Raw genomic sequence first — 20,439 nt, 5'->3', positions numbered from 1 at the left:
CCCGAGCCCGAGCCCGAGCCCGAGCCCGAGCCCGAGCCCGAGCCCGAGCCCGAGCCCGAGCCCGAGCCCGAGCCCGAGCCCGAGCCCGAGCCCGAGACCGAGACCGAGACCGAGACCGAGACCGAGACCGAGACCGGATCCGGGCCGTTCGAGCGCGCGATAATATTCCGTCGCTGTGACCGCGGTGCCCGTTGCAAGGCAGCCTTCGCCCCCCTACCTTTTCAGCTATGAGCGATGATCCCTCTGCCTCCGATCTGACCGATACGGCGACCGATCCCGGTGCGCCGTTGCCTGCTGTGGCGGGCGGACCCTTCCCCGAATACGAGATTGCGCAATTGGCCAAGCGCGCCCGCAAGGCCAATGGTCCGCTGATGTCGATCCTGCAAAAGCTGGGCGGCACGGTCGAGGCGCAGATGGGCCTTCTGCCCGATGGCATCCGCAAACAGGTGGACGGGCTGACGCTTGCCACGCTGGAACGCGCGCTTGGGGTCGCGGCCCTGGGGCGACACGCGCCCGATATGGGGCCGGCTGCCGCGCCGATTGCCGCCGCAATTTCGGGGGCGGCCGGCGGGGCGGGGGGCTTGCTGACCTCGGTTGCCGAACTGCCGGTGACGATCACGCTGATCCTTGGCACCATCCGCGCTGTCGCCGAGGCCGAGGGCTTTGATCCCGATGATCCGGCCATCAAGGCCGAAATCCTGCGCTGTTTTGCCTCTGGCACGCCCTTGGGCGGCGATGATGGGGTGAACACGGCCTTTATCGGGGCGCGTATCACGGTGACGGGGACCGCGCTGAACAAGCTGGTGGCGACGCTTGCCCCCAAGATCGCGGCCACCATGGGGCAGAAACTGGCGGCGCAGGCGGTGCCGGTGCTTGGCGCGCTGTCGGGGGCTGCGCTGAACGCAGCCTTCCTGCGTCACTACCGCGAGCTGGCGCGCATCCGCTTTCGCCTGTTGCGGCTGGGGCAGGAGCACGGTGCCGAACGCGTCGTCGCCCGCTTTTCCGAAGCCGCCAGCGTGAAGCCGCTGCTGGGGTCCGGCTGACCCGCGACCCTCGCGTGTATCCCCATGGCTGCCGCAGGGTCACATATGCTGCCCCGTAATTTTCGGCACGCCTTTTGCAGCCAGGCTTTCCGCTTCTGAATGGGCGGCGGGTTGGTTGTGAAATCCATATGAAAGCGCGCTTGCATCCCCCCCCGGCTCTCGCTAGGAAGCACGCGGTTTGACTGGCTGACTGGGGGGCGCCAATGCCACTTCTGGTGATGAAATTCGGCGGCACCTCCGTCGCCAATCTTGAGCGGATCGAAAACGCCGCCAAGAAGGTGCAAAAAGAGGTCGAGCGCGGCTATGACGTGATCGTCATCGTCAGCGCCATGTCCGGCAAGACCAATGAGCTGGTCGGCTGGGTCGAAGGCACTTCGAAACTTTACGACGCGCGCGAATATGACGCTGTGGTGGCCAGCGGCGAGAATGTGACCGCCGGTCTCATGGCGCTGCGCCTGCAAGAGATGGGCGTGCCCGCCCGCAGCTGGCAGGGCTGGCAAGTGCCGATCAACACGACCGCCGCCCATTCGGCCGCGCGCTTCGTGTCGATCCCGCCAGACAATATCGAGGCGAAGTTCAAGGAAGGCTTCAAGGTTGCGGTGGTCGCAGGCTTCCAGGGCGTCAGCCCCGAGGGCCGGATCACCACCCTGGGTCGGGGTGGGTCTGACACCACCGCCGTGGCCTTTGCGGCGGCCTTTGGGGCCGAACGCTGCGACATCTATACCGATGTGGACGGGGTCTATACCACCGATCCGCGCGTGTCGGACAAGGCGCGCAAGCTGGACAAGATCGCCTTCGAGGAAATGCTGGAACTGGCATCCCTGGGCGCAAAAGTGCTGCAAACCCGTTCCGTCGAACTCGCCATGCGCTACAAGGTGCGGCTGCGGGTGCTGTCTTCCTTTGAAGACACCGACGAGAACTCTGGAACCCTGGTCTGCGACGAGGAGGAAATCATGGAATCGAAAGTCGTCTCGGGCGTCGCCTTCTCGCGCGATGAAGCGAAGATCACCCTCTTCACCATCGAGGATCGCCCCGGCGTGGCGCAGGCCATCTTCGGGCCGCTGGCCGAAGCGGGCGTGAACGTGGACATGATCGTCCAGAACATCAGCGAGAAGGACTATGACGAGGCCCATCCGGGTGCCGTCACCGACATGACCTTCTCTTGCCCGATCAATCAGGTGGAGCGCGCCAAGAAAGCCATGGAAGATGCCATGGCCAAGGGCGAGATCAAGTATGACGAGCTGATCATCGATACCGATGTGGCCAAGGTCTCGGTTGTGGGCATCGGTATGCGCAGCCATGCGGGCGTCGCCGCCACCATGTTCAAGGCGCTGGCCAATGAGGGCGTGAACATCAAGGTGATCTCGACCTCCGAGATCAAGATCTCGGTGCTGATCGACCGCAAATATATGGAACTTGCCGTCCAGGCGCTGCACGACGCCTTCGATCTCGACAAGGCCTGAATACGGGTCCGAGGCTCGGGCTGATTCCGGCCCGAATACGGGCTGCGATTTGGGCCTGAGATCGGGGCAGAGCAAAGACCAGACGGTTGGAATTGGCCCCGGTGCTGCGGCATCGGGGCTTTTTCATGCGCGGGCGAAAGCCGTGTCCCTGAGCCTTGCCCCAAAGCCTTGTCCTGTGGCGGGGGTTGCCCGATATAGGCGGGGATCAACCACGGCAGGGGCCCGCCATGACCATCACGCAGGAAGAGGAACTGGCGGGGCTTCAGGCCATCGGGCGCATTGTGGCCAATACGATGCATGGCATGGCCCGCGCGCTGGAGCCGGGCATGACCACGCGCGAACTGGACGAGATCGGCCGCCGCTTGCTGGAGCAGGAGGGCGCGGTCTCCGCCCCCGAGGCGACCTATGACTTTCCCGGCGCGACCTGCATCAGCGTGAACGAGGAAATCGCCCATGGCATCCCCGGCGATCGGGTGATCGCGCCGGGGGATCTGGTGAATATTGATGTCTCGGCCTCTAAGGACGGCTATTTCGCCGATACCGGCGCCACATGGCGGGTGGCACCCACGCGCCCGTCGCAAGACCGGCTGTGCCGGGACGGGCGGCGCGCGATGCAGATCGGCATCGATCAGGTCCGCGATAGCGCGCCGCTGGCCGATATCGGCAAGGCCATCGGGCAATTTGCCAAGGAACATGGCTATACGCTGATCCGCAATCTGGCGAGCCATGGGGTGGGCCGCGCCCTGCACGAATATCCCGAGGAAATCCCGACCTGGCCCGCGCGCGGCGAGCGTCGTCGCATCCACAAGGGGTTGGTGCTGACGGTGGAGCCGTTTCTGTCCACGGGTGGCCAATGGGCGACCGAAGGCGATGACGGCTGGACGCTTTACAGCGCGCCGCCTGCGGCGGTGGTGCAATATGAGCATACCGTGGTCGCGACCGAGCGTGGCCCGCTGATCGTGACCCTGCCGGGCTGAGGCACAACCCCTGCGAAATGCTGAAACAGCAGGCAAACGCTGTGCCCGTCGGGGGCTTTGGCAAGGCTCTGCGCGCCGCCGCATCTTTCCCAGTGCAGCCCGTTCCGTTTTCTGCAAGCATGTGATTTAAGGCGGATAAGCCCATAGAAAGGAACGCGATCGAGGATCATGGCCGAACGCAGCGAGAGTGACAGCCGCAAACTGCTTCGTCGTTTGCGCGACAGTCTGGCCCTTCCCGGCAAGGGACAGGACCGATTGGACCGTATCACCCATCTCATCGCCGATTCGATGCATACAGAGGTCTGTTCGATCTATCTGTTCCGCGATCCCGATACGCTGGAACTTTGCGCCACCGAAGGCCTGAAGAAAGAGGCCGTGCACCAGACCCGCATGAAGGTGGGCGAGGGGCTGGTGGGGCGCGTGGCGCGCTCTGCCGCGCCGATCAACACGGCCGATGCGCCCTCCGAAAAGGGCTTTCGCTACATGCCGGAAACGGGCGAGGAGATTTATTCCTCGTTTCTTGGCGTGCCGATCCAGCGGGTTGGTGAACGGCTGGGCGTGCTGGTCGTGCAATCCAAGACCAAGCGGCTTTTCCTTGAAGACGATGTCTATGCCTTGGAAGTCGTGGCCATGGTTCTGGCCGAGATGACCGAATTGGGCGCATTCTTGGGCGAGGGCGAAAGCCCGGGTGCCCTGCACAAGCAGCCGCGCATGTTCCGGGGCGGTGTGGCGCAGGAAGGCACTGCCGAGGGCCATGTCTGGCTGCACGAGCCGCGCGTGGTGGTAACCAACCCGGTCGCCGATGATCCTCTGACCGAGATCGAGCGCATTCGCGATGCAGTCGGGCAATTGCGCGTCTCCATCGATGATCTGCTGGTGGCGGAATCGCTCGACAAAGATCAGCGGCAGGTGCTGGAAGCCTATCGGATGTTCGCCAACAGCCGGGGCTGGCTGAAGCGGATGGAGGAAGACATCGCACGCGGCCTGTCGGCCGAGGCGGCGGTGGAGAAAGAACAATCCGCCGCCCGCGCACGTCTCAGCCAGGTTGAAGACGCCTATCTGCGCGAGCGTCTGCATGATCTGGATGACCTGTCGAACCGCCTGTTGCGCATCCTGACCGGGCAGGGGCAGGATACCGGGGCACAGATGCCCGATGATCCGATCCTTGTCGCCCGCAATATCGGCCCGGCGGAACTGCTGGAATATGGCAAGCGGCTGCGCGGCGTGGTGCTGCAGGAAGGTTCGGTCGGGTCACATGCGGCGATTGTGGCGCGGGCGCTGGCAATCCCGCTGGTCATTCATGCCGAGGGCATCATCTCCGAGGCGCTGAACGGCGATTACCTGCTGGTCGATGGGGATCAGGGCGTGGCGCATCTGCGGCCGGACGAGATGGTGGTGCGGTCCTTCCGCGACAAGATGGCGATGCAGGCCAAGGCGCAGGAACGCTATGCGTCCTTGCGCAACCTGCCGGCGCAATCGAAATGCGGCACGGTCACGCGGCTGAACATGAATGCAGGCCTGATGGCCGATTTGCCTTCCATCGAAAGCTCGGGTGCCGAAGGGGTCGGGCTGTTCCGCACCGAGCTGCAATTCCTGATCCGCAACCAGATGCCCAAACGCGATGAGCTGGCCAAGCTCTACGCAAGGGTGATGGATGCGGCCAAGGGGCGTCCGGTTGCCTTCCGCACCCTTGATATCGGTTCCGACAAGGTGCTGCCCTATATGAAGCCGCAGGACGAGCCGAACCCCGCCATGGGCTGGCGCGCGATCCGGGTGGGTCTCGACAAGCCGGGTGTGTTGCAGATGCAGGCGCAGGCGCTGATGCGGGCGGCCAATGGCCGGGACTTGCAGGTGATGTTCCCCTTCATCACCGAATTGGGCGAGTTTGTCGCGGCCCGCGACATGGTGCTGCGTCAGCGCGACCGTGAGGCGGCGCTTGGCCGTCCGGTGCCGCAGGATCTGAAGATCGGGGCCATGCTGGAAACGCCAAGCCTGGCCTATGCGCCCAAGCTGTTCTTCGATATGGCCGATTTCGTGTCGATCGGCGGCAATGATCTGAAGCAGTTCTTCTTTGCAGCGGATCGCGAGAATGAGCGCGTGCGGCGGCGCTATGACACGCTGAACACCTCGTTCCTGCGCTTTTTGCGGCTGATCGCGGATCGCTGCCGCGACAGTGGCACGGCGCTGTCCTTCTGCGGCGAGGATGCCGGTCGCCCGGTCGAGGCGCTGACCTTTGCCACCCTTGGCATCGGCGCGCTATCGATGCGGCCTGCCTCCATCGGGCCGGTGAAGGCGCTGCTGCGACAGGTCGATCTGAACGAGGCGCGCGAGGTGGTGTTCGAAGCCATGGCCCAGGGTGTGGAAAGCGTGCGCCCGATGCTGATGGGATGGCTGGCCACGCAGGCAGAATGACGGTGCGGGCCGGGTTGCAGGCCCAACCTGAAAACGGGCCGTAAACGAAACCGGACCGGAGATGAAAAAGGGGCCTCGCGGCCCCTTTTTTTGCCTTAGCTCGGCACCATGTTCCTTACAGCGCGCGCCAGCCGATATCGCGGCGGCAAAAGCCCTCGGGCCAGTCGATCTGATCGACCATGGCATAGGCACGGGCCTGGGCCTCGGCCAGCGTGTCGCCGCGGGCGGTGACGTTCAGCACCCGCCCGCCGGTCGCGATGATCGCGCCATCTTGGGCGGCGGTGCCGGCATGGAACACCATGTTGCGGCTGTCTTCGGGCAGACCGTCCAGGCCCCGGATCACGCTGCCCTTGGCATAGGCACCGGGATAGCCCTGCGCCGCCATCACCACGGTCACCGCGTGATCCTCGGCCCAGGCGGCCTTGACCTCGCCCAGACGTTTCTCGGCGCAGGCCTGCAACAGATCCAGTGCCTGCGCGCCCAGCCGCATCATCAGAACCTGACATTCCGGGTCGCCAAAGCGGCAGTTATATTCAACGAGGCGCGCGCGGCCATCCTTGATCATCAGCCCCGCATAAAGCACACCCTCATAGGGCGTGCCGCGCCGGGCCATCTCGCGGATGGTCGGCAGCACGATCTCGTCCAGCGCCGCCTGCGCGATGGCATCGGTCAAGACCGGGGCGGGGGAATAGGCCCCCATGCCGCCGGTATTGGGGCCGGTATCGCCATCACCCACGCGCTTGTGGTCCTGCGCGGTGCCGATGGGCAGGGCGGTTTCCCCATCCGACAGGATGAAGAAGCTGGCCTCTTCGCCCTCCATGAATTCCTCGATCACCACCTCGGCCCCGGCGGAACCAAAGGCACCGCCAAAGATCTCGTCAATGCCGGCCAGTGCCTCGGCTTCCGTCATGCCCATGATGACGCCCTTGCCCGCGGCCAGCCCATCCGCCTTCACCACCAGCGGCGCGCCGGTGGCGCGGATATAATCCTTCGCGGCCTCGGCCTCGGAAAACCGTGCATAGCCCGCCGTCGGCGCATTGCAGGCATCACAGATTGCCTTGGTGAAACCTTTGGACGCCTCGAGCTGTGCGGCCGCCGCACTTGGCCCGAAGGTCAGGATCCCCGCGGCGCGGGTCGCATCCGCGACCCCGGCGGCCAGCGGTGCCTCGGGGCCGACGATCACGAAATCAATCGTGTTTTCCTCGCAGAACCGCACCACAAGGGCGGGGTTCAGGATGTCGAGGCTGGCGCATTCCGCGATTGCCGCGATCCCGGCATTGCCGGGGGCCACGATCAGACGGTCGCATTTCGGGTTCTGCTTGACCGCCCAGGCCAGGGCATGTTCGCGCCCGCCGCTGCCAAGGATGAGGATATTCATGCGCGCGCTGCTCCCTCTGCCGGTGATGCCCGCCTCTTAGGGGGATGGGGCCAGCAGCGCAAGGCGTTTGCGCCTGTGGTCGGCGGGATCGGGGGGCGCTCGCGCCCCCTCGGCCCTGACGGGCCTCACCCCCTGAGGATATTTGAGAACAGATGAATGAGCGACGTTCTTTCCGCATTCATCTGTTCTGAAATATCCTCGGGGGGAGGAGCCGATAGGCTCCGTGGGGGGCAGACAGCCCCCCGGGCAACGCTTGCCATAGGAACGGGCCGCCTGACCTGGTTGCGCTGCGCCGGGCGCTTTGGCATGTAGAGGCATGGATTTGTTCGAAGACCCAGGCCCGCAGGGCAATCAGCCAGAATTCACCGTGTCGGAACTGTCCGGCGCGGTCAAACGCGTGATCGAGGGCGAGTTTGGCCTGGTGCGGGTGCGCGGCGAAGTGGGGCGGGTCAGCCGCCCATCCTCGGGGCATCTCTATTTCGATCTGAAGGATGACCGCAGCGTCATCGCTGCCGTCTCCTGGAAGGGACAGGTGGCGCGAATGCAGGTGCGCCCCGAGGAAGGGATGGAGGTCATCGCAACCGGCCGCCTGACCACCTTTCCGGGCCAGTCGAAATATCAGCTGATCGTCGATGACGTGGCACCTGCGGGGGCGGGCGCGCTGATGGCGATGCTGGAAAAGCGCCGCGCGGCGCTGCAGGCCGAGGGGTTGTTCGATCCGGCGAGGAAGCAGCCGATCCCCTATCTGCCGGGCGTGATCGGCGTTGTCACCTCGCCCTCGGGCGCGGTGATCCGCGACATCCTGCATCGGCTGCGCGACCGCTTTCCGCGCCATGTGCTGATCTGGCCGGTGGCGGTGCAGGGGCAGGACTGTGCGGCCCAGGTCTCGGCAGCAATCCGGGGCTTCAATGCGATCGCGCCGGGCGGGGCAATCCCGCGCCCGGATCTGCTGATCGTGGCGCGTGGCGGCGGCAGTCTGGAAGACCTGTGGGGCTTCAATGAGGAAATCGTGGTGCGGGCGGCGGCGGCCAGTCAGATCCCGCTGATTTCGGCGGTGGGGCACGAGACTGACACAACCCTGATCGATTTTGCTGCCGACCGCCGCGCGCCGACACCGACCGCCGCCGCCGAGATGGCGGTGCCGGTGCGGGGCGAGCTGTTGGCCACGCTGGACAGCCACAGCGCCCGGCTGAATCGTGCCATGGCCCAGGCGGGCGAGCGGCGCGGCCAACGGCTGCGCGATCTGGGCCGCGCCCTGCCGCGCCCGGAGGCGCTGATTGCGGTGCCGCAGCAGCGGTTTGACACTGCATTGCAACGGCTGGGCGGCGCGCTTGGTCTGGCGGTGGCGCGCAAGCGCAGCGCATTTGAGGCGCGGGCGGGGCGGTTGCAGCCGGGCGCGCTTCTGGCGCTGACCGGACGGGCGGGTTTGCGGGTTGAGGGGCTGGCGGGGCGGCTGGAGGCGGCTGCGGCCCGGCGGGCGGAGCGGCGGCGCGATCAGCTGGCGGGCCTGGCCGCGCGGCTGAATCCGGCGCTGACGCGGCTGCTTTCGGGGGCCGATGCCGATCTGGCGCGCAATCGCGCCGCGCTTGCGCAGGTCGCAACCCGGCTTGAGGCCGCGCAGGCCCGGATGATCGCCCGTCTGGGCGAGCGGCTGGAGGCACAGGCGCGGATGCATCAGACCCTTGGCTATGAGCAGACCATCGCGCGCGGTTATGCGGTGGTCCGCGCCGGCGGTCAGGTGGTGACCGAGGCCGCGATGGCTGCAGCTGCCCCGCTGCTGGAGATCCAGTTCCGCGACGGTCGCCTGTCGGTGCGTCCTGATGGCGAGGTGGGCGCGGCAACCATCGCGGCGCAGGCCCCTGCCAAGTCCACCGCGCGCCGTCCGGCCCGCCGCGAAGAAGGCGGTGAGGGCGGCGGGCAGGGCTCGCTGTTCTGAGGCATTGTCCGGCGCTTCGTCTCCCGGTGTTTCATGTTGCCGGAGCTTCGTTTGCCCAGGGCGTCCATTGTGAAGATCTGGTCGTCACCGCCAATCTTTCGATCCTGCACCGCCCGCCCGGCCAAATCTCCTAAGCGTTCGGGGCGTCGTCACAGCTGAGCGGACCATGCCCGCGGCGCAGTGTGATCGGATTCTCGCCGACTTCACCGTCTAGCAGCGCATCAAGGCCGCCATCGGCGCGCGGCACATAATTCCAGCACCAGGTCGCGCTGGTGCCATCATAGCGGAAACACAGCAGGCCGGGGCTGGTCTCGGTCCAGTGGCCGCGCATACAGCCCTCGCCGTCGCGCCAGATCACCCGACGGCCCGGCAGATATTCCTCGGCCCCATAGAGCCCGCCATGTTCGTAATAGTGATCCATCACCGTGCCGCGGGTCAGCGCATCAAATGCGTCGCCCGACAGCGGCGCGGCCTCATCGGCCTGCACGCCCGTGGCGAGGATCGCGGGCAAGATCAGGGCTGCAAGAACCGTGAGCGCGCGCATCGTCATGCCCCCACATCCGGGCCGTAGCAGGGCATTGGTGCCGAGGTCTGCTGCACCTCGCTGAGTTCCGTGCCCGCCGGATCGCCATTGAAACGCGCCCGCAAGCCATTGCCTTCGCGCCAGAATTCCCAGCATTGCGGATTGCGCTCATCCTCATAGACGAAGCAGATCAGGTCATCCTGCGGATACCAGTGGCCGATCTTGCAGACATCATCGGTAAAGGCCCAGCGGACACGACGATTGGTCAGGTATTGCTCTGTGCCGAAGATCTGGCCGCTTTCGGCATAGGTCAGCGTCTTGCCGGTGGCATAGGCGTCAAATTCATCGGCGCTGAGCGGCGGGCCGCTTTGGGCGACGGTGGCACTCGCGCCAAGGCAAAGCAGGGCTGCGGCGAAGAACAGGCTGGAACGCATCGGGGATCACTTCATGCAAATCAATCGGATGCAGAACCGGGCGACACCACGGACCTGCCGTTCGGCAGAGTGCCAGAGGCCGCAGGGCTTGGCCAGATGCGCCGCGCCCCTCTGCCGGATGACGGGCGATCTGCCGCGCAGGTGGGCGAGGCCGGTAACATGCGTTCCCGACAGGGCAACGCGAGCGCGACCTGCGCCATGGCTGCGACAGGCGCTGCCCATTTTCTGCGCATCGGCTTTTGACATGCGGCGGCAAACCGCCGATAGTCCCCGGACAAGGCCGCAGCTTTTGCCATGCCACCGGGCGGGCAAGGGCCGCAAAGCGATCGGAGGAGCGCCCTTGGCACGCCATGCCATGTTGATCGAGGATGAGCCCAATATCACCGAAGCGATCCGCTTTCTGCTGACCCGTGATGGCTGGCAGGTGACGGCGCTTGCGGACGGCTTGACGGCCGAGGCGGCGTTGCGCGATGCGCGCCCCGATCTTTTGATCCTGGACACCATGCTGCCCGGCAGGTCGGGCCTGGAGATCCTTGTCTCGCTGCGCGCTGACCCCGCCACCGCCGATCTGCCGGTGATGATGCTGACCGCGCGCGGGCAGGGACGGGATCGCGAGGCGGCCGAGCGTGCGGGTGCCGATTTCTTCATGGCAAAACCCTTCTCCAACGCCGAATTCGTGGCCGCCGCCCGCGCCCTTGCGGGGGAGGCGTGAAACGCCAGGCGCCGGTCTTTCTGGCGCGGCGTTCTTACCGGCTGCGGCGGTTGCGCGATGGCGCAAGGCTGCTGCCGCTGGCGGGGGCCTTCCTGTTCCTGCTGCCGATCTTCTGGACCCCGACCGAGGGGATGCCGAACGATACCGCCCGCGACTGGATCTATCTCTTTGCGATCTGGATCGCGCTGATCGGTCTTGCCGCCATCCTGTCGCGCGGTCTTGGCACCGGCGAAGAGGCCGAGGCCCCCGCCGGGCGCGAGGATGCCCCCCCGCCGGAGCAGCCCTGACATGCGGGGGGCCGCCTGATGCCGATCAACCTGCTGGTCCCGGTCTGCCTGACCTATGTGGCCTTCCTGTTTCTGGTGGCCTTTCTGGCCGACCGCCGGGCGCGGCGCGGCGGGCGGCGCTGGCTTGGATCGCCGCTGGTCTATACCCTGTCGCTGTCGATCTATTGCACCGCCTGGACGTTTTACGGCGCGGTCGGTTACGCCGCACGGTCGGGGCTGGAATTTCTGACCATCTATCTTGGTCCGACGCTGGTCTTTGTCGGCTGGTGGTGGATCCTGCGCAAGCTGGTGCGGATCGGGCGCCAGCAGCGCGTGACCTCCATCGCCGACATGATTTCAAGCCGTTATGGCAAATCGAGCCTTCTGGGCGTCATCGTCACGCTGATCAGCGTGGCGGCTGCCACCCCCTATATTGCGCTGCAACTGCAATCGGTGACGCTCAGTTTCGCGGTCTTTGCCGAGGCGGGCAGCTTTGGCTGGACGCTGCCCGATACCAATGCGACGGCGCTTTGGGTGGCGGGGGGGCTTGCGCTTTTCACCATCCTGTTCGGCACCCGCAATCTGGATGCCAATGAACAGCATACCGGCGTCGTCATCGCCATCGCAGTCGAGGCGGTGGTGAAGCTGGTGGCGCTGATTGCGGTCGGCGTCTTCGTGATCTGGTTCGTGGCGGACGGCCCCGGCGATGTGGCCGCGCGCATCAATGCCTCGCGCATCGCGGAATGGGATCTGGTGCCGTCCCGCTGGGCCGGGGTGATCGCGCTGTCGGCGGCCGCGGTCATCACCTTGCCGCGCATGTTTCAGGTCATCGTGGTGGAATGCGGCGACGAGCGCAATCTGGCCACCGCCAGCTGGGCCTTCCCGCTTTATCTGGCGGCGATGAGCGTCTTTGTGGTGCCGATTGCGGTGATCGGGATGCAGATCCTGCCCGAAAGCGCGAACCCGGATCTTTACGTCCTGACCGTGCCATTGAGCCAGGGCCAGGGCGGGCTTGCCATGCTGGCCTTTCTTGGCGGGTTCTCCTCGGCCACATCGATGGTCATCGTGGCTTCCATCGCGCTGGCCACCATGGTTTCTAACCATGTGGTGATGCCGCTCTGGCTCAGCCTCAGGCCCACGCGTGAGGTGACGGGGGATGTGCGCCGCCTTGTGCTGAACGCGCGGCGCTTTTCCATCGCGGGGGTTCTGGGCCTTGGCTATCTTTACTTCACGCTGTCAGGCGGGTCAGAGGCCCTTGCGGCTATCGGCCTGATTTCCTTTGTCGGCGTGGCGCAGATGCTGCCGCCGATGCTGGGCGCGATCTTCTGGCGCGGTGCAACCCGGCTGGGGGCTGCGGCAGGGCTGTGCCTTGGCACCGCCGTCTGGGCCTATACATTGTTCCTGCCCAGCTTCGCCTCAGGCGGTGTGCTGCCGGCCGATCTGTTCAGCCATGGGCCCTTTGGCCTGTCATGGCTGCGGCCACAGGCGCTGTTTGGCGTCAGCCGCTTTGATCCGCTGATCCATTCGATCTTCTGGAGCTTGACGCTCAACACCGCCGCCTTCACGCTGGTTTCGCTGTTCACTTTTCCCGCGCCGGTGGAACGCGCGCAAGGCCTGGCCTTTGTCAATGTCTTCGACACCGAACGCGCCGGCCCCCGCGCCTGGGAAAGCCGCGATCTGGAACAGGTGGAAACCGAGGAACTGCTGATCCTCGCGCAACGCATCCTGGGCGACGAGGCGGCACTTGGTTTCTTTGAAACCTCGGCGCAGGGGCAGGGCAAGGCAGGCTATCTGCCCGACCCCACCCCCGATTTTCTGGAGGAGCTGGAGCGCAAGCTGGCGGGCTCGGTCGGGGCCGCTGCGGCGCACGCGATGATCGCCGAATTGGCCGGGCGCAGCCGGGTCACCGTGGCCGACCTGATCCGCGTGGCCGATGAGACCGCGCAGATCATGGAATATTCCAGCACGCTTGAAAGCCAGCGTGCCGAGATGGAGCGCACGGCGCGGCAATTGCGCGAAGCCAATGAAAAGCTGATGCAATTATCGATCCAGAAAGATGCCTTCCTCAGCCAGATCAGCCATGAGCTGCGCACGCCCATGACCTCGATCCGGGCATTCTCTGAGATATTGATGGAGGGCGATGTGCCGCCTGAGATGGCGGCGGCGCAGGCCCGCATCATCCATGATGAGGCGATCCGGCTGACCCGGTTGCTGGATGATCTGCTGGATCTGAGCGTGCTGGAAAACGGCACCGTTCAGCTGGACCTGCGCCTTGCCAGCCTGAACGAGCTGATCGACAAGGGGTTGCGCGCCGCAGGCCAGATCCGGCCCGACCGCATCTTCGTGGTCTGGCGCGACCTGCCCTCCGAGGCGCTGTTTTTGCGCACCGATCCCGACCGGCTGGCGCAGGTCTTCATCAACCTGATCTCCAACAGCCGCAAATATTGCGATGCCCTGCGGCCGGAACTGCGCATCAATGTCAAGCAGCGCGGCGCGCGGGTGATTGTCGATTTCATCGACAATGGATCGGGAATTGCCAAGGAAAAACAACATATTGTCTTTGAGAAGTTTACCCGCCTGACCGATCAGAACCGCGCGGGCGGGGCGGGGCTTGGCCTGGCGATCTGCCGCGAGATCATGGCCAATCTCGGTGGTGCCATCGCCTATCTGCCCGCGCAAGGTGGCGCGGCGTTTCGTGTGACGCTGCCCTTGCGGCTGGAAAAACATCCCTTCGCGGATGGGGCGTAACCCTTTGTAAACCCTTCGCCACCAATCTGGATGCCAGGCCGGGCAGAAGCCCGGGCGTCCCTCGGCTGGTGGAGAGCGGATTGAAACAGGGGCTCATCAGGCAAAGATTGACGGCTGCGGCGCAGATGCAGGCGGCGGCGTCCCAAAGCGGGGCGGAGCGGGCCTTGCCGCTGGTTCTGGCGCGGCTGACGCAGGATCTGTTCGGGCAGGCGATCCGCTGCCTTTCGTTGCGCAGCCTGCGCTATTCACTGGGCGAGGTGTTGGACCAGGTGCCTGAACGCGCGCTGATCGCGGTGCTGGATGGCCCGGCAGAGGCGGGCGGCGTCATGGTCCTGTCGCCCGATCTGCTTGCCGGATTGATCGAGGCGCAGACCCTGGGCCGCGTCAGCGCGCAGCCGCTGTTGTTGCGCCGCCCCACCCGCACCGATGCGGCCATGGTCGCCGATTGGATCGATGGCCTGTTATCGGGGCTGGAAGCGGAACTGCTGTCCGATGATGACCTGATCTGGACCGATGGTTTCCGCTATGCCAGCCATCTGGACGAGGCGCGCGCGCTTGGCCTTTTGCTGGAGGATACAGTGTTTCGCGTGCTGTTGCTGCAGATCGATTTCAACGGCGTGAAACCAGGCCAGCTGATGCTGGCGCTGCCCGCCACCGGGCGCGGCCGGCGGCCGCAGCGGCCGGAAAGGCCCTCGCATTCTGGCGGCATCCCGGCGGCGCAGGGGCCGTGCTTTTCGGATGCGCTGCGGGCCAGGGTGCTGGAGACCGAGGCGGTGGTGCAGGCAGTATTGACGCGGGTCAGCCTGCCACTGGCGGCCATTTTGCACATGAAGCCCGGGGATTTGCTGCCGCTGCCGCAGGCCGCGCTGGACCGGATCGACCTTGCGGGGCAGGATGGGCAGATCTGTGCCACGGGCCGTCTGGGGCAGGCACGCGGGATGCGCGCTGTGCGCCTTAGCCAGATCGGCACCGAAGCATCGCCTGGCGCGGAGGCGAGCGCAGCCCCCGCAGCCGCCCCCATGCCAGTCCAGGCCGAGGGCAAGCCGGTTCTGCATCTGGCGGCCACCGGATGATCTTTTCTCCCGATGGCGCGCCCGATGGCGCGATGCTCAAGGGCTCAGGCCGTCAAGGCCGGGCGCAGCCATTCCAGATCATAGCCGAAACGGGCAGGGATCGCGATCAGCTCATCCGCCGGGGCGGTGCCGGCATGGGCCAATGCCCAGACCACCGAAGACCGATTGCCGCTGGCGCAATAGGCAAAGACCGGGCCGTCGCTGCCGGCAATGGCATCGCGCTGTGCTGCGACATTGGCCTCGGTGATCGCGCCGCCGATCACCGGATTGGCAATAAAGCGCAGGCCAGCGGCCTCTGCTGCGGCCCGCATCGGATCGGTGTGCAGATGCGGCGGGATCTCAGCATCGGGGCGGTTGTCGATCAAGGTCACATAGCCCGCCGCCTTGATGGCAGCCAGATCGTCCAGGGCGATCTGCGGCGAAACGGCATAGGTCGGGGTCAGGGCACGGATTTCCATGCAATTCTACCTTCAGGCGGGCCGCCGGGCAGGCCGGCGGCGGGGGACATCGGGGCCAGCATAGCCAGCCGCACCGCCGGAAGGAAGGCCAAAGCCCCCGATCCGCCACCGTCTTTGCCGCCTTGGCGCGCCTTACAAGCCGTTTACCGGCACTTTCAGATAGGTCACGCCATTGTCATCGGGCTCTGGCATCTGGCCCGCCCGCATATTCACCTGCAGCGACGGAATGATGAGGCGCGGCATGGCAAGGGTGGCATCGCGCGCCTCGCGCATCGCGATGAACTCCGCACGGCTGCGGCCGGATCCGACATGGATGTTCAACGCCTTCTGGGCACCTACCGTGGTTTCCCAGGCATAGGCATCGCGCCCCGGTGCCTTGTAATCATGGCCGACAAAGATCCGGGTCTCGTCCGGCAAACTCAGGATTTTCTGCACCGAGTCATACATCACCGCCGCCGATCCGCCGGGGAAATCACAGCGCGCCGTGCCGAAATCGGGCATGAACAGCGTATCGCCGACAAAGCCCGCATCGCCGATGACATAGGTCAGACAGGCGGGGGTGTGGCCGGGCGTGTGCAGCACCCGCCCCTCCAGCGCGCCGATGCGAAAGCTGTCGCCTTCGCGGAACAATTGATCGAATTGCGAGCCGTCGCGCTGAAAGCGCGTGCCCTCGTTGAAGATCTTGCCGAAGGTTTCCTGCACCTGGGTGATGCGGTCGCCAATGCCGATCCGTCCGCCCAGCCTTTCCTGGATCCAGGGCGCGGCGGACAGGTGATCGGCATGGACATGGGTTTCCAGAATCCATTGCAGATCAAGGCCTTCGGTCTGGATGAATTCAATCACCGCATCGGCCGAGCGCGTATCTGTCCGCCCGGAGGCATAGTCGAAATCCAGCACGCTGTCGATCACGGCGCAGGCCGGGCTGGTGGGATCGCGCACCACATAGGTCAGGGTATTGGTGGCCTGATCGAAAAATGGCTGGATGACAGGCGAAAGGGGCATCGGGATCTCCGGTTGGCCAGAGCTGCGGTCGGGCAAGGCGCCCGCGGTGTTCGTCTGCACGATACAGGGTCGTGCCGCCAGATCGCAAGGCTTCGAAAGCCGCTTGGGCCGTTCTTGACCTGCGTCAAGGTGACCGACCGCGATCTGTTGCAGAACTGGCCGAACGCCAAGACAGGAGACAGAGATGCCAACCCCCGCCTTGACCACCGACCGCGCCCTGATCGCCCTTCTGGCCGAGATGCAGGCCTTGATGGGCATCCTGCCCGCCAAGGCGATGCCGGCTGCCTTGATGCACGCGGCCAAACCGCCCGCGCGCCGCCCCGGTCACCACATCCGCCGCGAGGTCGAGGCTGCGGTCGAGGCGGGCTTCGACAATATGCCAGTCTGAGACCAGCTTTGATGTCCATCGCGGGCGTCGGGCCGATCCGGTCGAATTCCCGCCCATGCCGGGCCACAAGACCCTGGCGGGATTGCAAACGGCTGCAAATACGCTCTTATTGTGGAAAACAGTGAGGGTGGCAGAATGGGTGTCGACACCGGGCCAGAACTGAACGGGCCAGAACTGACCGAGGCAGGACTGACCGCGGCCGAACTGACCGAGGCAAGGCTTGCCGGCGCATCACAGACCAGCGCATCACAGACCGGCGCAGGGCTGGTCATGCGCCATGACGCCGGCGCGATTGCCGTGCTCCGGGTCGATGCGCCGCCGGTCAATGCCCTGGACCGCCCGCTGCGTCAGTCCCTGACCCAAGCCATCACCGAGGCCGTTGCGGATGCGGGCGTGGCCGGGATCGTGCTTGCCGCGCATGGGGCAGGGTTCCCCGGCAGCGATCTAGCCGCCTTTGACATGGCTGATGCGGCCGATCTGTCGGTGCTTTGCGATCTGGTCGAGGCTGCGCCAAAGCCTGTGGTGGTGGCGCTGCATGGGGCCGTGACATCGGGGGGGATCGCCTTGGCGCTTGCGGCGCGGGGGCGCGTGGCGCAGGCCGAGGCGACGTTTGGCCTGCCCGAAGTGACGCTTGGCCTGGTGCCCGCAGCCGGGGTGACGCAGCGCCTGCCGCGCCTGATCGGGGCGGAACAGAGCCTTCGGCTTGCACTGACCGGACAGCCTGTCGCTGCGGCCGAGGCCTTGGCGCTTGGTCTTCTGGACCGGGTGGTGGAAGATGGGCTTGACGTCGCGGCCATTGACCTTGCGCGCCAGTTGGTCGAGGTGCCCGGGCTTGCAACCTCGGAACGCCGCGACGGGATGCGCGACCCTGCGACCTTTCAGAAGGCCGTCAACAGCGCCCGCAGCCGCCTGAAGACGCAAACGGGGCGCGGCGGCGCGCGCCTGCCCGCCCCGGCCCGCATCGTCGATTGCATCGAGGCGGCGCATCTGCTGCCCTTCGCGGCGGGGCTGAGCTATGAGGCTGCGGCCTGCGAGGATATGGCGGCCTCGGCCGAGGCGGCGGGATTGCGGCACGCGCTTCACGCCGAGCGCCGCGCCACACGCTTTGCCGAAACCCGTCTGCGCCCGCGCCCGGAGCTTGTCGACTTGCGGCGGGTGGGCATTCTGGGGGCCGCCGCCGCCGATCTTGCGCTGCCTTTGCTGCAGGCGGGCTGCGAGGTGGCCTTGGTCGATCCCCGACGCCCGCAGCTGGTGCAGGCCTTGGAAAAGGTCGCCGCCATGCAGGAGCGTGCGATTGCCGAAGGCCGGATGACCGCAGCGCAGCGCGATCTGGATTGGGCGCGCCTTGGCACGGCTCTGTCGGCGGCGGGCCTTGCGGAATGTCAGGCGGTGCTGATCGCCGATGTGGATCTGATGCCCGAGGCGATGGAGGCGACGCTGCCGGGCACGCTTCTTGCGATGATCGGGCGGGGCGGGGTGCAGCCGCAGGGACGTGGCGCGGATATTCTGGGCTTCCGTCCGGCGGGGGCCCGGCTGGTGGAGCTGGTGGTGACCCCGGTCACAGCGGCGGCGCAGGTCTTGCAGGGGCAGGCCCTGGCGCGGCTTCTGGGCCTGGCCGTGTTGCGCTCTGCCATGCCCGGCGGCGTGCCGGGCCGGGTGATGGCTGCTGGGCGCGCGGCGGTTGCGCATATGCTGGCGCAAGGCGAGGCCGCGGCGGATCTTGCGCTGACCTTGGCCGATTTCGGTCTGCCCGGCCTGGTGCCACAGCTTGCGGAGCCATCGAAACAGCCCGCCGCGCGCCCGGGGCCTGCCACCGCGCGCCGGATCGAGACACGCGTGTTGGGCGCGATGGCCAATGAGGCGGCGCGGCTGCTGGGGCAGGGTCTGGTTGCCGAAGCAGCCGAGATTGATTTCGCGCTGGTTGCAGGGCAGGGTTTTCCGCGCTGGCAGGGCGGGCCGCTGTTCTGGGCCGACCGGCGCGGATTGATGATCCTGCGCCGCGATCTGGAAGCCTGGGGGCCGGAGGCCCCCGAGATCTGGGGCATCGCGCCGCTGCTGGCAGAACTGGCCGGGCGCGGTGATCGCTTTGCGTCGCTGGGGTGAACTGGCAGGGGCGCGCCAGAAGACCTGCGGCAAGGGCCTATGGCCGGTGCCCGATCATCGCGATCGGGGCCGGATCACTTCAGCACGATGCCGGTGACCACGATCATCAACCCAAGCGCCGAGACGCCAAGCGCCGACATGTTCAACAGCACGACGCGTTGCAGGCGCACCCGCATCTCGTCTTCGTCATGGGCGCTTTTGCGGGCATTCAGCGCCATCAGCACGCACCAGATCAGCCCGGCAATCCCTGCCAGCGACACAATGGCACCGATCACCACCAGCCAGTCCATGCGCATTCCCCTTTTTGGAAAGATCCTGTCCCTTGATCTAAATCCGCGCGGTTCGGGCTTGCCCTGCGCTTCTGCGCGCGCTTGTCTTCGGCGGATTTTCGTGCAGGCTTTCGCCCGGCCTGAACGGCCTAACTGACGATGCGGGTGCTGGCAAGCCGCAATGGCGGGCCACCGAGACGGGAAGGGGATGCGCCGATGGCGGATGAAGCAGTGATGACGGAAATTGCGGCGGCAAAGGCGGCCATGGCGGTCATGCCGGATGCAGGGCTGGACCTCATGTTCCGCGCGGCCCATACCCATAACGGCTTTCTGGACCGCCCGGTGTCTGACGCACTGCTGATGCAGATCCTTGATCTGGCGAAGATGGCACCGACCGCCAATAATTCGCAGCCCCTGCGCGTGAGCTTCATCCGCTCGGCCGAGGCCAAGGCGCAGCTTGGGCCGCTGCTGGCGGCGGGCAATCGCGACAAGACGCTGGCCGCACCCGCGACGGCCATCCTTTGGGCTGATGCGCAATTTTGGCAGCATTATCCGCGCCTTGCCCCGCATATGAAAGATCCGACCGGCGGCTTTGCCGACAATCTGGACGGTGCGCGCGCCTGGGCGCGGATGAATGCGACCTTGCAGGCGGGCTATTTCATTCTGGCGGCGCGGGCGCTTGGCCTGGATTGCGGGCCGATGGGCGGATTTGACAAGGCCGGCGCGGCGCGGGTCTTTGCACCCGATGGGATGCGCGAGGCGCTGATGCTGGTGAACCTTGGCTATGGCGACCCGGAAAAGGTGCGCCCGCGCGCCGGTCGGCTGGCAGCCCAGGAGATGGCGCAGATCCTCTGACGCCATCCTGGCCTGTCTCCTCCCGGCTTGCCGCGGCCCGGTGCGGACGGTAGAAATGCGCAACAAGGAAATGAGGCAAGAATGAGCGACGATCCCTATAACGTCACCGCCGACGAGCTGCGCCAGTTCATCGAGCGGTATGAGCAACTGGAAGCCGAGAAAAAGGATATCACCGAACAGCAGAAAGAGGTGATGGCCGAGGCAAAGGGCCGGGGCTATGACACCAAGGTGATGAAAAAGATCATCGCACTGCGCAAGCGCAAGGCCGATGACATTGCCGAGGAAGAGGCGATCCTGGAGCTGTATAAGCAGGCGCTTGGCATGGAGTAAGGCCGCAAGCGGCATAGCTTTCGACATGAAAACGGGGCCCGTTCCGATCTGGATACGGGCCCCGTCGCT

At 65.9% G+C, this 20,439-nt stretch carries 20 protein-coding genes; 13 read left to right on the top strand and 7 right to left on the bottom strand.

The window, feature by feature from the left end; translation table 11 throughout:
- On the bottom strand, positions 1–197 hold a 197-nt coding region (locus GBJ34_RS17380; protein WP_192931271.1), incomplete at its 3' end, for a hypothetical protein.
- A gap of 30 nt (positions 198–227) precedes the next feature.
- Between GBJ34_RS17380 and GBJ34_RS17375 the strand changes: the two genes are divergently transcribed.
- The 4 genes from GBJ34_RS17375 (at position 228) to ptsP (ending at position 5,895) form a co-directional block, all read left to right on the top strand.
- The gene (locus GBJ34_RS17375) at positions 228–1,043 is read left to right on the top strand and encodes an EcsC family protein (RefSeq protein ID WP_151720459.1); all 816 of its coding nucleotides are present in this window, start codon (positions 228–230) and stop codon (positions 1,041–1,043) included.
- A 203-nt stretch (positions 1,044–1,246) separates the two neighbouring features.
- Positions 1,247–2,506 carry an aspartate kinase gene (locus tag GBJ34_RS17370; RefSeq protein ID WP_151720458.1) on the top strand — a complete coding sequence of 420 codons (1,260 nt, stop codon included), beginning with the start codon at positions 1,247–1,249 and terminating at the stop codon, positions 2,504–2,506.
- A 227-nt stretch (positions 2,507–2,733) separates the two neighbouring features.
- Positions 2,734–3,483 carry a type I methionyl aminopeptidase gene (map, locus tag GBJ34_RS17365; protein WP_151720457.1) on the top strand — a complete coding sequence of 250 codons (750 nt, stop codon included), beginning with the start codon at positions 2,734–2,736 and terminating at the stop codon, positions 3,481–3,483.
- Between the two features lie 168 nt (positions 3,484–3,651).
- A complete protein-coding gene (ptsP, locus tag GBJ34_RS17360) occupies positions 3,652–5,895 on the top strand; it encodes a phosphoenolpyruvate--protein phosphotransferase (protein ID WP_151720456.1) in 2,244 nt (747 codons plus the stop codon).
- A 115-nt stretch (positions 5,896–6,010) separates the two neighbouring features.
- On the opposite strand, the gene purD is transcribed toward ptsP, so the two are convergent.
- Positions 6,011–7,273 carry a phosphoribosylamine--glycine ligase gene (gene purD, locus GBJ34_RS17355; protein WP_151720455.1) on the bottom strand — a complete coding sequence of 421 codons (1,263 nt, stop codon included), beginning with the start codon at positions 7,271–7,273 and terminating at the stop codon, positions 6,011–6,013.
- Positions 7,274–7,589: 316 nt separating this feature from the next.
- On the opposite strand from purD, the gene xseA reads away from it, so the two are divergent.
- Positions 7,590–9,209: an exodeoxyribonuclease VII large subunit gene (xseA, locus tag GBJ34_RS17350; protein ID WP_151720454.1), complete on the top strand. Its 1,620-nt coding sequence runs from the start codon at positions 7,590–7,592 to the stop codon at positions 9,207–9,209.
- 130 nt (positions 9,210–9,339) lie between these two features.
- On the opposite strand, the gene GBJ34_RS17345 is transcribed toward xseA, so the two are convergent.
- Both GBJ34_RS17345 and GBJ34_RS17340 read right to left on the bottom strand, forming a co-directional pair.
- Positions 9,340–9,759, bottom strand: a complete 420-nt coding sequence (locus GBJ34_RS17345) for a hypothetical protein (protein WP_151720453.1) — start codon at positions 9,757–9,759, stop codon at positions 9,340–9,342.
- On the bottom strand, positions 9,756–10,166 hold the full coding sequence (locus GBJ34_RS17340; protein ID WP_151720452.1) for a hypothetical protein: 411 nt from the start codon (positions 10,164–10,166) through the stop codon (positions 9,756–9,758). The genes GBJ34_RS17345 and GBJ34_RS17340 overlap by 4 nt, the downstream gene beginning before the upstream one ends.
- Positions 10,167–10,506: 340 nt before the next feature.
- Here GBJ34_RS17340 and GBJ34_RS17335 point away from each other — a divergent pair, with 340 nt between their 5' ends.
- The 4 genes from GBJ34_RS17335 to GBJ34_RS17320 all read left to right on the top strand — a co-directional run bounded on the left by GBJ34_RS17335 (position 10,507) and on the right by GBJ34_RS17320 (position 14,965).
- Positions 10,507–10,878, top strand: coding sequence for a response regulator (locus GBJ34_RS17335; RefSeq protein ID WP_151720451.1), 372 nt, complete (start codon positions 10,507–10,509; stop codon positions 10,876–10,878).
- Positions 10,875–11,165 (top strand): hypothetical protein, encoded by a 291-nt coding sequence (locus GBJ34_RS17330; protein WP_151720450.1) that lies wholly within the window; start codon positions 10,875–10,877, stop codon positions 11,163–11,165. The genes GBJ34_RS17335 and GBJ34_RS17330 overlap by 4 nt, the downstream gene beginning before the upstream one ends.
- An 18-nt stretch (positions 11,166–11,183) precedes the next feature.
- Positions 11,184–13,892, top strand: a complete 2,709-nt coding sequence (locus GBJ34_RS17325; RefSeq protein WP_151720449.1) for an ATP-binding protein — start codon at positions 11,184–11,186, stop codon at positions 13,890–13,892.
- Positions 13,893–13,972: 80 nt separating this feature from the next.
- Complete coding sequence (locus GBJ34_RS17320) at positions 13,973–14,965, top strand: FliM/FliN family flagellar motor switch protein (protein WP_151720448.1); 993 nt, start codon at positions 13,973–13,975, stop codon at positions 14,963–14,965.
- Between the two features lie 44 nt (positions 14,966–15,009).
- On the opposite strand, the gene GBJ34_RS17315 is transcribed toward GBJ34_RS17320, so the two are convergent.
- Together GBJ34_RS17315 and GBJ34_RS17310 are read right to left on the bottom strand one after the other, a co-directional pair.
- Positions 15,010–15,423, bottom strand: a complete 414-nt coding sequence (locus GBJ34_RS17315; protein ID WP_151720447.1) for a TIGR01244 family sulfur transferase — start codon at positions 15,421–15,423, stop codon at positions 15,010–15,012.
- A 132-nt stretch (positions 15,424–15,555) separates the two neighbouring features.
- Positions 15,556–16,425 carry an MBL fold metallo-hydrolase gene (locus GBJ34_RS17310; RefSeq protein ID WP_151720446.1) on the bottom strand — a complete coding sequence of 290 codons (870 nt, stop codon included), beginning with the start codon at positions 16,423–16,425 and terminating at the stop codon, positions 15,556–15,558.
- A gap of 184 nt (positions 16,426–16,609) precedes the next feature.
- On the opposite strand from GBJ34_RS17310, the gene GBJ34_RS17305 reads away from it, so the two are divergent.
- Together GBJ34_RS17305 and GBJ34_RS17300 are read left to right on the top strand one after the other, a co-directional pair.
- Positions 16,610–16,813: a hypothetical protein gene (locus tag GBJ34_RS17305; RefSeq protein ID WP_151720445.1), complete on the top strand. Its 204-nt coding sequence runs from the start codon at positions 16,610–16,612 to the stop codon at positions 16,811–16,813.
- A 135-nt stretch (positions 16,814–16,948) separates the two neighbouring features.
- Positions 16,949–18,916 (top strand): enoyl-CoA hydratase-related protein, encoded by a 1,968-nt coding sequence (locus GBJ34_RS17300; protein ID WP_151720444.1) that lies wholly within the window; start codon positions 16,949–16,951, stop codon positions 18,914–18,916.
- Between the two features lie 74 nt (positions 18,917–18,990).
- Here GBJ34_RS17300 and GBJ34_RS17295 read toward each other — a convergent pair whose 3' ends face one another.
- On the bottom strand, positions 18,991–19,206 hold the full coding sequence (locus GBJ34_RS17295; protein ID WP_151720443.1) for a hypothetical protein: 216 nt from the start codon (positions 19,204–19,206) through the stop codon (positions 18,991–18,993).
- A 195-nt stretch (positions 19,207–19,401) separates the two neighbouring features.
- Between GBJ34_RS17295 and GBJ34_RS17290 the strand changes: the two genes are divergently transcribed.
- Positions 19,402–20,040, top strand: coding sequence for a malonic semialdehyde reductase (locus GBJ34_RS17290; protein WP_151720442.1), 639 nt, complete (start codon positions 19,402–19,404; stop codon positions 20,038–20,040).
- Positions 20,041–20,121: 81 nt separating this feature from the next.
- Positions 20,122–20,370: a DUF2312 domain-containing protein gene (locus GBJ34_RS17285; protein ID WP_151720441.1), complete on the top strand. Its 249-nt coding sequence runs from the start codon at positions 20,122–20,124 to the stop codon at positions 20,368–20,370.
- Positions 20,371–20,439: the final 69 nt, after the last annotated feature.

Source organism: Gemmobacter serpentinus (assembly GCF_008973825.1).
GTDB lineage: Bacteria > Pseudomonadota > Alphaproteobacteria > Rhodobacterales > Rhodobacteraceae > Gemmobacter > Gemmobacter serpentinus.
This window is presented reverse-complemented; position numbering and strand designations above follow the sequence as displayed.

Excerpts from the sequence above, each read along its gene's own strand:
- GBJ34_RS17375 (WP_151720459.1), top strand. The coding sequence starts at position 228 with ATGAGCGATGATCCCTCTGCCTCCGATCTGACCGATACGGCGACCGAT.
- GBJ34_RS17370 (WP_151720458.1), top strand. The coding sequence starts at position 1,247 with ATGCCACTTCTGGTGATGAAATTCGGCGGCACCTCCGTCGCCAATCTT.
- map (WP_151720457.1), top strand. The coding sequence starts at position 2,734 with ATGACCATCACGCAGGAAGAGGAACTGGCGGGGCTTCAGGCCATCGGG.
- ptsP (WP_151720456.1), top strand. The coding sequence starts at position 3,652 with ATGGCCGAACGCAGCGAGAGTGACAGCCGCAAACTGCTTCGTCGTTTG.
- purD (WP_151720455.1), bottom strand. The coding sequence starts at position 7,273 with ATGAATATCCTCATCCTTGGCAGCGGCGGGCGCGAACATGCCCTGGCC.
- xseA (WP_151720454.1), top strand. The coding sequence starts at position 7,590 with ATGGATTTGTTCGAAGACCCAGGCCCGCAGGGCAATCAGCCAGAATTC.
- GBJ34_RS17345 (WP_151720453.1), bottom strand. The coding sequence starts at position 9,759 with ATGACGATGCGCGCGCTCACGGTTCTTGCAGCCCTGATCTTGCCCGCG.
- GBJ34_RS17340 (WP_151720452.1), bottom strand. The coding sequence starts at position 10,166 with ATGCGTTCCAGCCTGTTCTTCGCCGCAGCCCTGCTTTGCCTTGGCGCG.
- GBJ34_RS17325 (WP_151720449.1), top strand. The coding sequence starts at position 11,184 with ATGCCGATCAACCTGCTGGTCCCGGTCTGCCTGACCTATGTGGCCTTC.
- GBJ34_RS17315 (WP_151720447.1), bottom strand. The coding sequence starts at position 15,423 with ATGGAAATCCGTGCCCTGACCCCGACCTATGCCGTTTCGCCGCAGATC.
- GBJ34_RS17310 (WP_151720446.1), bottom strand. The coding sequence starts at position 16,425 with ATGCCCCTTTCGCCTGTCATCCAGCCATTTTTCGATCAGGCCACCAAT.
- GBJ34_RS17305 (WP_151720445.1), top strand. The coding sequence starts at position 16,610 with ATGCCAACCCCCGCCTTGACCACCGACCGCGCCCTGATCGCCCTTCTG.
- GBJ34_RS17300 (WP_151720444.1), top strand. The coding sequence starts at position 16,949 with ATGGGTGTCGACACCGGGCCAGAACTGAACGGGCCAGAACTGACCGAG.
- GBJ34_RS17295 (WP_151720443.1), bottom strand. The coding sequence starts at position 19,206 with ATGGACTGGCTGGTGGTGATCGGTGCCATTGTGTCGCTGGCAGGGATT.
- GBJ34_RS17290 (WP_151720442.1), top strand. The coding sequence starts at position 19,402 with ATGGCGGATGAAGCAGTGATGACGGAAATTGCGGCGGCAAAGGCGGCC.
- GBJ34_RS17285 (WP_151720441.1), top strand. The coding sequence starts at position 20,122 with ATGAGCGACGATCCCTATAACGTCACCGCCGACGAGCTGCGCCAGTTC.